Origin of the sequence: Rhizobium sp. TAL182 (assembly GCF_002117725.1) — a bacterium.
In the GTDB taxonomy this organism is placed as follows: domain Bacteria; phylum Pseudomonadota; class Alphaproteobacteria; order Rhizobiales; family Rhizobiaceae; genus Rhizobium; species Rhizobium esperanzae.
Genome location: NZ_CP021028.1, coordinates 382,638 through 395,404 on the forward strand (window position 1 = coordinate 382,638; position 12,767 = coordinate 395,404).

Genomic DNA, 12,767 nt, shown 5'->3' on the forward strand with positions numbered 1-12,767 from the left:
AGGCCAGCATTCATGATCCGCTACATCCTCCAGCGCCTGTTAGGCATGGTCGTCGTGATGTTCCTCGTCGTCACGATCGTCTTCGTCATCGTGCGCGTGACGCCGGGAGACCCGGCCGCCGTCATGCTCGGGCCGGATGCGACGCCGCAGGATATTGCCGATCTCAGAAGCAGGCTCGGGCTCGATCAGTCGCTCGGCCTGCAATATGTCTATTATATCTGCCAGCTGCTGCGGGGCGATCTCGGCCAGTCGATCTTCCTCAACATGCCTGTGACGTCGGCGCTCTTCGACCGCGCCGAGCCGACCTTCTTCCTGACGCTGTTTTCGCTTGCCATCGCTAGCGTCATCGCGCTGCCGATCGGCATCTACGCCGCCTATCGGCGCGGCTCCTTCGTCGACCAGGCGGCAACGACGCTCGCCATGTTTGCCGCCAGCATTCCAAGCTTCTGGCTCGGTCTGATCCTGATGCAGTTCTTCGCCGTCAGGCTCAACCTCTTCCCGGTGTCCGGTTATGCCGGGCCGGGTTCGACCTTCGCCGACCGGATGTATCATCTGACGCTGCCGGCCTTTGCGCTCGGCATCGTCTCCTCGGCGCTGATCCTGCGTTTCACTCGCGCCTCGATGCTCGACGTGCTCGGCGATGATTATATCCGCACGGCCCGCGCCAAGGGGCTGGTCGAGCGCAAGGTCATCCTCAAGCACGCGTTGAAGAATGCGCTGATCCCGATCCTGACGGTGCTCGGCCTGACGGCGGCGGTGCTGATATCGGGCGCTGTCGTCACCGAGACGGTCTTCGGCCTGCCGGGCGTCGGCAATCTCGTCGTCTCGGCGGTGCTACGGCGCGACTATCCCGTCATCCAAGGGGCGTTGCTCGTCATCGCCGCCCTCTATGTGTTGATCAATTTTGCGATCGACATGCTCTACCTGCTGGTCGATCCGAGGGTGCGCTACTGATGGCCGATATCGCAATCAAACCCGCCGAGGCCGAAGGCAGTAAATTCGTCCGCCGCCTGATGAAGCGCAGGACAGTGGCCTTCGGCCTGCTGATCATGACGGTCTTCGTGCTGCTGGCGGTCTTCGCGCCTGTGGTCGCGCCCTATTCGCCGTCGAAGCTTTCGATCGTCAATCGGCTGAAGCCGCCGAGCGGCACGTTCTTCTTCGGCACCGACGAGTTCGGCCGCGACGTCTTCTCGCGCACGATTTTCGCCGGCCGCCTGTCGCTGCTGGTCGGTGCCGCGGTCGTCGCCCTGTCGGCCGCTATCGGCGTCACGCTTGGCCTGCTCGCCGGCTTCTTCCAGAAGCTCGATACGCCGATCGCCCGGCTGATTGATGCGATGATGGCCTTTCCCGATATTCTGCTGGCGATCGCCCTCGTCGCCGCTCTCGGCCCGTCGCTGACGACCGTCATCATCGCGCTGTCGATCGTCTATGCGCCGCGTCTTGCCCGTATCGTCCGCGCCTCGACTCTTGTCATTCGCGAGCTGCCCTATGTCGAGGCGGCGAGGGCGCTCGGCATTTCCACTTTCCACATCATGACGCGGCACGTGCTGCGCAATCTGCTGTCGCCGATCCTGGTGCAGGCCACCTTCCTCTTTGCCAGTGCGATGCTTGCCGAAGCCGGTCTCTCTTTCCTCGGCCTCGGCGTCAGCCCGGAAATCCCGACCTGGGGAACGATGATCGCCGCCGGCCGGCAATATATCGGCCAGGCCGACTGGATGACGCTTTTCCCCGGCGTGGCGATCGTCCTCTCGGTGCTGTCGCTGCAGATGGTCGGCGATGGCCTGAGGGACATGCTCGACCCGAGACTGCGCAAGGACCTTTAATCCGTCGACCAGCGGCCGGCCAATCCAAATCCGCCAATCGAAAATTCGCATGACAGGAGTTCGCGTGAATCAGTTTCCAACCGCCGCCGGCAAGGTCGAGAATTCGCCTTACCAACGGTTAGCCGCCCTCGGCATTACGCTGCCGCCGCCACCGCCGCCGATCGCCAACTTCGTCACCCATGTGGTGGAAGGCAACATGCTCTATCTTTCCGGCCAGGGGCCGCGCGAGTCCGATGGCTTCCTGCATGCCGGCAAGGTCGGCGGCGGCGTCAATGTCGGGGATGCCTACCGGCACGCGCGGCTGACCGGCATCAACCTGCTTGCCGTCATGCATGATGCGCTCGGCGATCTCTCCCGCGTCAAGCGAGTGGTCAAGCTGCTCGGCATGGTCAATGCCGTGCCTGAGTTCGAGGATCATCCGAGCGTCATCAACGGCTGCTCGGATCTGTTGATCGCCGTCTTCGGCGCGGCTGGCGAACATGCCCGCTCGGCTGTCGGCTTCGGCTCACTGCCCGGCAACATCACCGTCGAGATCGAGGCAATCGTCGCCTTGCATGGCTGACGAGATGTTTTCATCTTTGGAGTGGTCTTCGGATGAGCTTTTTCTATTTTAACCCGCGGCCATTCTCCGGCGGCTCGACACTGCCGGATGATCGCACCATGTTCTGCCCTTCGCCCCAGACTTCCGGAGATCTTCATGCCCAATGATATCAGACCGTCGCTCGGCCTTCGCCCCGTCATCAACGTGTCCGGCACGATGACCAGCCTCGGCGCATCGATCGTCGTGCCGGAGGCGATCGAGGCGATGGCATCGATCCTGCCGCACTTCGTTGAAATCAACGACCTGCAGCGCAAGGCGAGCAGCGTCATCGCCCGGCTGACCGGTGGCGAGGCGGGTTTCGTCACCGCCTCCTGCTCGGCCGGCATTTCGCTCGCCGTCGCCGGAGCAATCACCGGCGATAACCTGCTTGCGATCGAGAAACTGCCGTATGCCGTGTCCGAGAAGAACGAAGTGCTGGTGCAGATGGGCCATGTCGTGAGCTACGGTGCGCCCGTCGACCAGGCGATCAGACTTGCCGGCGGCAAGGTCGTGCTTGTGGGACAGGCGACTTCGACTCATCGCTTCCATATGGAAAACGCCATCACCGACAAGACCGCGGCTGCCGTCTATGTCGTTTCCCATCATGTCGTCGATTACGGTCTGCTGAACCTCAAGGAATTCGTCGAGATCGCCCATGCCAGGGGCGTGCCCGTCATCGTCGACGCGGCCTCGGAATACGACCTCAGGATTTTCCTGGAGCAGGGGGCCGATATCGCGCTTTACTCCGGCCACAAATTTCTCGGCGGCCCGACCTCGGGCATCGTTGCCGGCAGCAAGGAGCTGGTGCGCCATGCCTTCCTGCAGAATATGGGCATCGGCCGCGGCATGAAGGTCGGCAAGGAGAGTATCTTCGGGGTCATGGCGGCGCTGGAAGCCTGGGAAAGCCGCGACCATGCCGGCATCCGCGAACGCGAGACCGGCTATCTCAATCTCTGGAAGAACACCCTCGACGGCCGTCCCGGCGTCACTGCGCTGATCGAGCCCGACCCGACCAACAATCCTCTCGACCGGCTGCGCCTGATCGTCGATGCGGAGGAGGCCCACATCACCGCCTGGGATCTGGTCGATGCGCTGGCAAGAGGCAATCCGCCGATCATCGTGCGCGACCACGAAGTGGAGCACCGCTATTTCTATCTCGACCCGTGCAACCTGCATCCGGGCCAGGAGGTGATCGTCGCAAACCGTCTTGCTGAGGAGTTCGACAAGGCGCGTGCCTCCAACGAGATCATTGCAACCCCGATCGAAAACCGCAGCAGGCACCGCTTCGACGGATTGCTACGCTGGCCGGATTGATCCGCCGTTCTCATTCGCCGCAAGAGGAGCCGACATGGCCAACGCCCAAGCCCAGCCGATCGAGACATTGAACCCTGTTCTTTCCGTCGACCGGCTGACCACGTCCTTCCTGGTCGACGGCGCCTGGAAACCGGTCGTGCGCGATGTCTCCTTCACCGTTGCGCCCGGTGAGACCGTGGCGATCGTCGGCGAATCCGGCTCCGGCAAGAGCGTGACGTCGCTGTCGATCATGCGGCTGTTGCAGGCGGAGACGAGCCGCATCGAGGGCCGCGTCATGCTCGGCGGCCGCGATCTGCTCGCCCTGCCGGAGCATGCCATGCGGCAGGTGCGCGGCAACGAAGTGGCGATGATCTTCCAGGAGCCGATGACCTCGCTCAATCCGCTCTTCACCATCGGTGATCAGATCTCCGAAGCGCTGCTCTGCCATTCCGATATGAGCTGGGCCGACGCCAGGGCCGAAACGATCAGGCTCCTGGAGAAGGTCCGCATCCCCTCGGCCGCCTTGCGCTTCGACGAATATCCGCATCGTTTTTCCGGCGGTATGCGCCAGCGCGTGATGATCGCCATGGCGCTCGCCAGCCGGCCGAAACTCCTGATCGCCGACGAGCCGACGACGGCCCTCGACGTGACGATCCAGGGCCAGATCCTCGATCTCATCAAGATGCTGCAGGAGGAGGAGGGAACCTCGGTTCTCTTCATCACCCATGACATGGGCGTCGTCGCCGAGATCGCAGATAGGACGGTGGTGATGTATCGCGGCGAACAGGTCGAAAGCGGCGCCACCGCCGATATCTTCCACCGCGGCAGACATCCCTACACACGGGCGCTGCTGTCGGCCGTGCCGGTGCTCGGCTCGATGCAGGGCCGGCAGAGGCCGCTGCGTTTTCCCGTGGTCAACACGGCGACGGGCGAATCGGACGTCCCCGCCGAGGCAGCCGATACGGTGGCAGTGACGCCCGTCCTGGAGGTGAAGAACCTCACCAAGCGCTTCGACATCCACTCCGGCCTGTTCGGCCGGCTGACGAGCCGCGTGCACGCGGTCGAAAACGTCTCTTTCGATCTCCATGCCGGCGAGACGTTGTCGCTCGTCGGTGAATCCGGCTGCGGCAAATCGACGACAGGGCGGGCGATCATGCGCCTGATCGAGCCGCAGGCCGGTTCGGTGCTCGTCGAGGGCAGGGAGGTGCTCGGCCTCGACAGGAAGGAGCTGCGCGAAATGCGCAAATCCGTGCAGATGATTTTCCAGGATCCCTTCGCCAGCCTCAATCCGCGCATGACGGTGGGTGCTGCGATCGCCGAACCCTATCTCGAGCACAGGATGGGCAATGCGAAACAGGCAAAGGAGGTCGTCGCCGATCTCTTGGTGAAGGTTGGCCTCTCCCCGGATATGGCGGCGCGCTACCCGCATGAATTTTCCGGCGGCCAGCGCCAGCGCATCTGCATCGCCCGGGCGCTCGCCCTGCAACCGAAGGTCATCGTTGCCGACGAAAGCGTTTCGGCGCTCGACGTCTCGATCAAGGCGCAGGTCATCAACCTGATGCTCGACCTGCAGCAGAGCCTCAACCTCGCCTTCCTGTTCATCTCCCATGACATGGCGGTGGTCGAGCGTGTCAGCCACCGCGTGGCGGTGATGTATCTCGGCGAGATCGTCGAGATCGGCCCGCGCGCCGCCATCTTCGAAAATCCGCAGCACCCTTATACGAAGAAACTCATCGCCGCCGTGCCGGTGCCCGATCCCGACCGCCGCCACGAAAAGCGCATGGTGGCGAACGACGAGATCAAGAGCCCGATGCGCCCGATCGACTATGCCCCTCCGAAAGCCTCCTATCGCGAGGTCGGGCCGGGCCATCTGGTTATGGCCGATCGCTCCTCCGGACTGGGAGTTGCCTAACGGAACAGCGGCGCATAAAGCAGATGCAGAGACAAATGCTTGGAAAGCCGCACCGATGAACAAGACAGAGTATTTTTCCACGCTCGGCGGTCTGCCGCCGCAGAGCCAGCTGCTTTCGGGCCGGGCCGTTTTCACCACGGCTTACGCGGTCATCCCCCGCGGTGTCATGAGCGATATTGTCACGAGCCTCCTTCCGCATTGGACGGGAACGCGGGCATGGGTTCTCTCCCGGCCGCTTTCGGGCTTCTCCGAGACCTTCTCGCAATATGTCATGGAAGTTCAGCCGGGCGGCGGAAGCGATCGGCCGGAACCCGACAAGCGGGCCGAAGCGGTGCTGTTTGTCGTCGAAGGCGGCATGACGGTCGAGCTCGAAGGCGTCAGCCATGCGCTGCGCGCCGGCTCCTTTGTTTACATTCCGGCGGGTTCGGCCTGGCGCCTCACAAATGATGGTTCGGCTCCTGCCATCTTCCACTGGGTCCGAAAGGCGTTTCAGGAGGTCGAGGGGTTGGAGCCGCCGCCGGCGATCGTCACGCATGAGGACGACCATCCGATCCGCGCCATGCCCGACACCGACGGACGCTGGGGAACGACTCGCTTCATCGATCCCGCCGACGTGCGCTACGACATGCACGTCAACATCGTGACCCTGGAGCCGGGTGCGGTGATCCCTTTCATGGAAACCCATGTCATGGAGCACGGTCTCTATGTGCTGGAAGGCAAGGCCGTCTACCGCCTGAACCAGGATTGGGTCGAGGTCGAGGCCGGCGACTTCATGTGGCTGCGCGCCTTCTGCCCGCAGGCCTGCTACGCCGGCGGTCCCGGCCGGTTCCGCTACCTGCTCTACAAGGACGTCAACCGCCATATGAAGCTCTGGTAGTCGCTTTCCGCGACGCGTGCCGCACGCGGGCGGCCCGCCCCCGATCAGCCTGTTCGGTTGCTTGACAGCTCTCAGGATTGCCCGCATCGTCCTTCGATGCGGGATATGGATTCATGGCTCTCGGAGAAGAAAGAGATAGGCCGAAGAAACGCTGCCGAAGCGGTCTTCGAAGATATCCGCACGGCCATTGTCGATCGGAAACTGGCGCTCGGGATCCGTCTGCCCTCGGAGGTGCAGCTCGCCGAACGTTACGGCATCAGCCGGGCGATCGTGCGTGAAGCGTTGCGTTCGCTGCAGACGCTGGGTTTCACGCAGACCAGGACCGGCCGCGGCACCTTCGTCGTTTCGGAAAGCCCCGCACGACAACTCGGCGGCGGCGCCTATTCCGCCCGCGATCTGATGGAAGCGCGCCCTTGCATCGAAATTCCGGCTGCCGGTTGGGCGGCATTGCGGCGCTCGGACGAGCAGCTGACCCGGCTGACATCCTTGTGCGACCGGATGGACGAGGAGGAAGATGTCCAGAAATGGGTGCGGATGGATGCGGCCTATCATGGAGAAATCGCGGAGGCTTCAGGCAATGCGATCTTCCGGAAAGTCGTCGCTGATGTTCGCGGCGCGCTCTCGACGCAATCCGAACTGGTCGAGCATGTTCGCGGCCGGCGCAAAGCGTCCAACGCGGAGCATCGCCGAATCCTGGAGGCGGTTGCCGCGGGCAGCGAGCAGCATGCGCGCGCAGCCATGGCGGAGCACCTGCTGGAGGTCAAGCGCTCCATCATCGGGATTGCCGATGACAGATGAGCGGCCGAGAAGGCATGATTTCAATTTTGCGCCCGGATATCCCGCGCGACCGATCGAATACACGCGATGAACGATCTAGAAAACTGGCTGTCCGATCCCGCGACCCTCAGTCGCAAAAGCGCCTCGGAACTTGTGTTCGAGGAATTGCGCAGCCTCATCCTTTCCGGCCGTTTTGCAGCCGGTTCGAAGCTGCCGTCAGAATCAAAGCTGGCGGCAAAATACAGCGTCAGCCGCCCGATTGTCCGGGAAGCGCTGCGCTCGCTGCAGATTTTAGGGCTGACGGAGACACGAACAGGCAGCGGCACATATGTGCTCGCGGCTGCCGGCGACGGAAATATTAGTTACGGCGATTATTCGGCGCGTGATCTGATGGAGGCGCGGCCTTACGTCGAAGTATCGGCCGCCGGCTGGGCGGCGATGCGTCGAAGCGGTGACGAACTGTCCCGGTTGCTCGGACTTTGCGACCAGATGGAGCAGGAGGAAAATACCGAGGCCTGGGTGCGGCTGGATTCGGAGTTTCATGGGCTGATCGCGGCGGCGTCGAAGAACGCCGTCTTCCGCGATATCGTCGACGAGGTTCGCGAGGCCATGGCGCAGCAATCCGGTCTCCTGACGGTCCTCGGGCCGCGGCGTCAGCAGTCGAACGATGAGCATCGCGCAATCGTCGAAGCCATCCGCGCAGGCTCGGAGGTCGACGCCCGGACCGCGATGGAAATCCACCTTAAAAAGGTGGAGACGGCCGTCAGCCGTCTCATCGGCAGCGAACCTCGCTAGATCCTGTCTGTCGAGAGATCACGGCTTGAATCCCAACGGTTAGTCCTGAGCGGTTGGCCGAACCACGATGCTTCCGATTTCGACGTCATCAGGCTGGTCGATGGCGAAGGCGATTGCGCGCGCAATGGAATCGGCAGGAATTGCAATTCTGTCCGACCATGCTCTAAGGCGCGCCTGTTCGGCCTCGTCCCCCACCGTTTTCAGGAATTCCGTCTGGATCGCACCCGGTGAGATCTCCGTCACCCGGATATTTGGTCCAGACTCCTGTCGTAACGCTTCCATGATCGTGCGTACCGCATTCTTGCTGGCAGCGTAGACGCCCATCTTGGGCAGGACCCGGAGCCCTGCGGTCGAAACGACAGTGATGACATGGCCGCTCTGCTGCTTGCCGAACACCGGCAGCGCCGCGGCGATCCCATAAAGCACGCCTTTCACGTTGATGTCGATCGTCTCGTCCCATTCATTTACCTGCAGGGCATCGAAACGCGATAACGGGCCAATGCCGGCGTTGTTCACGATGACGTCGAGCCGGCCGAATTCACTGCAAGCCAGGTCAACGAGCGCGGTGAGGTCCTCTCGCTTGGTGACATCCGTGCTGCGATATGCGCTATCGCCGCCAATGGCCTTGATATCCGCGGCCACCGACGCGATCCGATCTTCCCTTCGTCCACCCAACACGACACGAGCGCCCCGTTCGGCCAAGTGGAGGGCGGTGGCGCGTCCCATTCCGCTGCCCGCGCCGGTAATGACGACAACTTTGTTTTCGATAGTCATGGCTGGTCTCCTTTTGAACTGGATGTAGTCAATCTGACTTGGATGATCTATGCTCGACAGGCCATGAGTATGTCGCGATCGTCCATGAATCGCTCAGATCCGCTTTCTGATGTGCTCACCGCTCTCGGTGCACGCAGCGGAGGAAGAACCCGTCTGGAAGCCAGCGGCGACTGGAGCCTGTCTTTCCCGGAGAAGGAAAGATTGAAGCTCGTGGCCGTCCTGCGGGGGAAATGTTGGATTCTCTTGCCTGACCACCCTCCGCAGCATTTGACCGAAGGCGACGTGTTCCTGATCGGCAGCGCAGCCCATGTCGTGGCGAGCAACCCGGAGTTGACGCCGATCGACGGCGCGGCCTTGTACGCGGAATCCGGCCGCGACGTCGTCCGTCTTGGCGGTGATGAGACGGTTCTGATGGGCGGTAGCATCACGTTCGCAAGTGCCGAGGCCAACTTTGTTCTCGACGCGCTTCCGCGTTTCTTGCTTATCGGAGGCGCGTCTGGCGCGGCGACGGCAGTTTCCCGGACATTGGAGCTTCTCGATGGCGAGGTCGGACGGAACCGCATCGGCGGTTCACTGGTCACGACCAGGCTGGCGGAGGTTCTGTTCGTGGAGGCAATCCGTGCCTATGTCGCCGAGCAGGGCGACGCCTGCGTTGGCTGGATCGGTGCGCTGGCGGATCGTCAGATTGGAGAAGCGTTGCGTGTCATCCACGGTGAAACAAAGCGCCCGTGGACTGTCGCAACCCTGGCGGCGAGGGTTGGCATGTCTCGATCGGCGTTCTCGGCCCGTTTCGCGCGCCGCGTGGGCAGACCGCCGCTAGAGTATCTCACCTATTGGAGAATGCTTTTGGCGAGGCAATGGCTGAGCGAGCCCGCGGCTGACATCGCACGCATTGCAAGTGAAGTCGGGTATCTCTCTCAGAGCGCTTTCGGACACGCCTTCAAACGGACCTTTGGTCACACTCCCCGATCACAAGGTCGCTGACCAACGGGTTCTTTCATACCGCGAGATCGGGGTACTGGATCAACCCCGGCATCTCCCAGCTGCCTTTGGATCAACCGGCGTCCCTATATGCACAACATCGAACGAAAGGCCTTGACCGAGCGGCGTCTCTTCATTTAATCCGAACCTGTCAGACCGCATAGCAGATTGACATCTTTGACGCGACTGCGCGGAGGGGTGGCCGGGAGGTTGCCAAACCCAGGATAGGGAGGAGAAATGACAGTCATGGAATCCACCAGAACCGAGGCCGACGGCCAGGTCTTCGCCGAGGAGGACCTCGGTTACAAAAAGGCGCTGAAGCCGCGGCAGATCCAAATGATCGCCATCGGCGGAGCCATCGGAACGGGCCTGTTTCTGGGCGCGGGCGGTCGGCTTGCCGCGGCCGGTCCGGCGCTCGTGCTCGTCTATGCTTTGTGCGGCTTTTTCGCCTTCCTCGTTCTGAGAGCTCTCGGCGAACTGATCGTGCATCGCCCGACTCCGGGCTCGTTCGTCTCCTATGCCCGTGAATTTTACGGCGAAAAGCTCGCCTTTGCCGTCGGCTGGCTGTACTGGCTGACCTGGGCGATGACGGCGGTCGCCGATGTCACCGCGGTGGCTCTCTATATGAATTTCTTCAAGGCCTATGTCCCATGGATCGCGATGATCGATCAGTGGGTATTTGCGCTGACGGCGCTGGTTCTCGTTCTCGCCATGAACCTTCTGTCGGTGAAGGTCTTCGGCGAGTTGGAATTCTGGTTCAGCCTCGTCAAGGTTCTCGCTCTCGTCGTCTTCCTGATCGTCGGAGTTTACTTCGTCGTCTCCGGCACGCCGATCGACGGCCACGTTCCGGGGCTGAATACGATCACCGACTTCGGCGGCATGTTTCCGAGCGGGATCCTGCCGGCGCTGGTGGTGATACAAGGCGTGGTTTTCGCCTATGCCTCGATCGAACTGATCGGCACCGCCGCAGGCGAAACCGAAAATGCGCGCAAGGTCATGCCCCGCGCGATCCGGACGGTCGTGCTGCGCCTGGTGGTCTTCTATGTCGGCTCCGTTCTGCTGCTGTCGCTGCTGCTGCCCTATACCGCCTATAAGGGCGGTGAGAGCCCCTTCGTTACCTTCTTCGGCAAGATCGGAGTCCAGGGCGCCGACGTCGTCATGAACCTCGTCGTGCTGACCGCGGTGCTGTCGTCGCTCAATGCGGGTCTCTATTCGACCGGCCGCATCCTGCATTCCATGGCGATTTCGGGCTCGGCGCCGGCCGCGCTGGCGAAGATGAACAGCTCTGGCGTGCCCTATGGCGGCATTGCGGTGACGGCTGTCGTGACAGCTTTCGGCGTCGTGCTGAACGCCGTCGTTCCGGCAGAAGCTTTCGAGATCGGCTTGAATGTCGCCGCGCTCGGCATCATCGCTGCATGGGGCGTCATTGTCCTCTGCCAGCTCAAGCTGTGGCACCTGTCACGTCAGGGCAAGCTGGCGCGGCCTGAATTCCGGATGTTCGGCGCGCCTTACACCGGCGTGCTGACGCTGGGCTTCCTGGCGGTCGTCGTGATCCTGATGGCCCTCGATTATCCTGTCGGCACCTATACGGTCGCTTCTCTGCTGCTGATCATTCCGGCGCTGGTGGTCGGCTGGCTTCTGATGCGGGAGCGCATCCACATGATCGCGGCCGAACAGGGCGACGACCGCGGCGGTCTCGATCTGGCCTGACCGGCGCAGCAGGGCTTACCCCGGCGCGCCGAAGGCGCCGGGGCACCGCATCAATGGAGAGAGAAATGATCCCGAATGAGGATTTCGTCGTCACCGATCGTGGCGGCATCGTCGAGAACCGTCACCTCGTCCATGCGGCGATCGTCGATGGAAAGGGCAGGCTGCTTTACGCGCTGGGAAACCCGACGCGCCTGACGCTTGCCCGGTCTGCCGCGAAGCCGGCTCAGGCGCTTGCCATCCTCGAGACGAATGGGTTCGAGCGCTACGGCTTCGATGATGCGGATCTCGCGCTGATGTGCGCTTCCCACAGCAGCGAAGAGCGCCATATCGCGCGGACGCGGACCATGCTGTCGAAGATCCAGGCCGAGGAGGCCGACCTTCGTTGCGGCGGCCATCCGTCCTTGTCGGAAAGCGTGAATCGCACCTGGATCAAGCAGGACTATACGCCGACGGCGGTCTGCAGCAACTGTTCGGGAAAACACGTCGGAATGATTGCCGGTGCCCGGGCCATCGGAGCGGGCGCCGACGACTATCACCTGCCGGGTCATCCAATGCAACTGGTCGTGAAGCGGACGGTCGCAGAGCTCTGCGATCTGGACCCGCAGGACGTCGAATGGGGGATCGACGGATGCAATCTGCCGACGCCCGCTTTTCCGTTGGATCGCCTGGCGCGCCTCTACGCCAAGCTTGCTTCGGCAGCCGACGGAGGCGAGGGGCGCGAGGATTTGTCGACGCGAGACGCAGCGTTGGCTCGCGTTTTCCAAGCGATGGCGCGCCATCCTGAACTGGTCGCGGGCGAGGGGCGTTACTGCACGGTTTTGATGCGCGTATTCGACGGCGCGATGATCGGCAAGCTCGGCGCCGACGCCAGCTACGCAATCGGTGTGCGCGCCTCGGATGATACCAGGCGATTGGGGGCGGATGGAGCGCTCGGCATCTCGGTCAAGATCGAGGATGGCAACATCGAAATCCTCTACGCCGTCGTGACGGAAATCCTCGAGCAGCTTGGCATCGGTTCGCCGGAACGCCGCAATCCGCTTGCGGAGTTTCATCATCCCAGGCGCGTGAACACGATGGGTGTCACGACGGGCGGCGTATCCTTTCCGTTCAAGCTGCGCGGATCGAAGCCGGACGGAGAGAATTCCAGTCCTGCGGCTTTGACCCGATGACACATTCGGATGCGGCAATTTCCGCCGCGTCTTAACCCATGATCTCTACGGCCTGCCGCCGCAGTTCAGGCCCGCA

12 protein-coding genes are annotated in these 12,767 nt (G+C 62.6%); 11 read left to right on the forward strand and 1 reads right to left on the reverse strand.

Annotated features, from left to right (window positions below):
- Positions 1 to 12 precede the first annotated feature (12 nt).
- The 8 genes from Tal182_RS28460 to Tal182_RS28495 all read left to right on the forward strand — a co-directional run bounded on the left by Tal182_RS28460 (position 13) and on the right by Tal182_RS28495 (position 8,057).
- The gene (locus Tal182_RS28460; protein WP_085861663.1) at positions 13 to 954 is read left to right on the forward strand and encodes an ABC transporter permease; all 942 of its coding nucleotides are present in this window, start codon (positions 13 to 15) and stop codon (positions 952 to 954) included.
- On the forward strand, positions 954 to 1,823 hold the full coding sequence (locus Tal182_RS28465; RefSeq protein WP_085861664.1) for an ABC transporter permease: 870 nt from the start codon (positions 954 to 956) through the stop codon (positions 1,821 to 1,823). The genes Tal182_RS28460 and Tal182_RS28465 overlap by 1 nt, the downstream gene beginning before the upstream one ends.
- Positions 1,824 to 1,872: 49 nt before the next feature.
- A complete protein-coding gene (locus Tal182_RS28470; protein ID WP_064812235.1) occupies positions 1,873 to 2,385 on the forward strand; it encodes a RidA family protein in 513 nt (170 codons plus the stop codon).
- 135 nt (positions 2,386 to 2,520) lie between these two features.
- Positions 2,521 to 3,717 carry an aminotransferase class V-fold PLP-dependent enzyme gene (locus Tal182_RS28475; protein WP_085861665.1) on the forward strand — a complete coding sequence of 399 codons (1,197 nt, stop codon included), beginning with the start codon at positions 2,521 to 2,523 and terminating at the stop codon, positions 3,715 to 3,717.
- 34 nt (positions 3,718 to 3,751) lie between these two features.
- Complete coding sequence (locus Tal182_RS28480) at positions 3,752 to 5,608, forward strand: ABC transporter ATP-binding protein (RefSeq protein ID WP_085861666.1); 1,857 nt, start codon at positions 3,752 to 3,754, stop codon at positions 5,606 to 5,608.
- Between the two features lie 55 nt (positions 5,609 to 5,663).
- Entirely contained in the window at positions 5,664 to 6,485 is an 822-nt protein-coding gene (locus tag Tal182_RS28485) for a bifunctional allantoicase/(S)-ureidoglycine aminohydrolase (RefSeq protein ID WP_085861667.1), read from the forward strand.
- Between the two features lie 96 nt (positions 6,486 to 6,581).
- Positions 6,582 to 7,283 carry a FadR/GntR family transcriptional regulator gene (locus Tal182_RS28490; protein WP_085861668.1) on the forward strand — a complete coding sequence of 234 codons (702 nt, stop codon included), beginning with the start codon at positions 6,582 to 6,584 and terminating at the stop codon, positions 7,281 to 7,283.
- Positions 7,284 to 7,349: 66 nt separating this feature from the next.
- Positions 7,350 to 8,057: a FadR/GntR family transcriptional regulator gene (locus Tal182_RS28495; protein ID WP_085861669.1), complete on the forward strand. Its 708-nt coding sequence runs from the start codon at positions 7,350 to 7,352 to the stop codon at positions 8,055 to 8,057.
- Between the two features lie 39 nt (positions 8,058 to 8,096).
- On the opposite strand, the gene Tal182_RS28500 is transcribed toward Tal182_RS28495, so the two are convergent.
- Positions 8,097 to 8,831 (reverse strand): SDR family oxidoreductase, encoded by a 735-nt coding sequence (locus tag Tal182_RS28500; protein ID WP_085861670.1) that lies wholly within the window; start codon positions 8,829 to 8,831, stop codon positions 8,097 to 8,099.
- 42 nt (positions 8,832 to 8,873) lie between these two features.
- Between Tal182_RS28500 and Tal182_RS28505 the strand changes: the two genes are divergently transcribed.
- From Tal182_RS28505 to Tal182_RS28515, 3 genes are all read left to right on the forward strand, one after another.
- Positions 8,874 to 9,815 carry an AraC family transcriptional regulator gene (locus Tal182_RS28505; RefSeq protein WP_085861671.1) on the forward strand — a complete coding sequence of 314 codons (942 nt, stop codon included), beginning with the start codon at positions 8,874 to 8,876 and terminating at the stop codon, positions 9,813 to 9,815.
- A 234-nt stretch (positions 9,816 to 10,049) separates the two neighbouring features.
- A complete protein-coding gene (locus Tal182_RS28510) occupies positions 10,050 to 11,522 on the forward strand; it encodes an amino acid permease (RefSeq protein WP_085861672.1) in 1,473 nt (490 codons plus the stop codon).
- Between the two features lie 65 nt (positions 11,523 to 11,587).
- Positions 11,588 to 12,691: an asparaginase gene (locus tag Tal182_RS28515; protein WP_085861673.1), complete on the forward strand. Its 1,104-nt coding sequence runs from the start codon at positions 11,588 to 11,590 to the stop codon at positions 12,689 to 12,691.
- Positions 12,692 to 12,767: the final 76 nt, after the last annotated feature.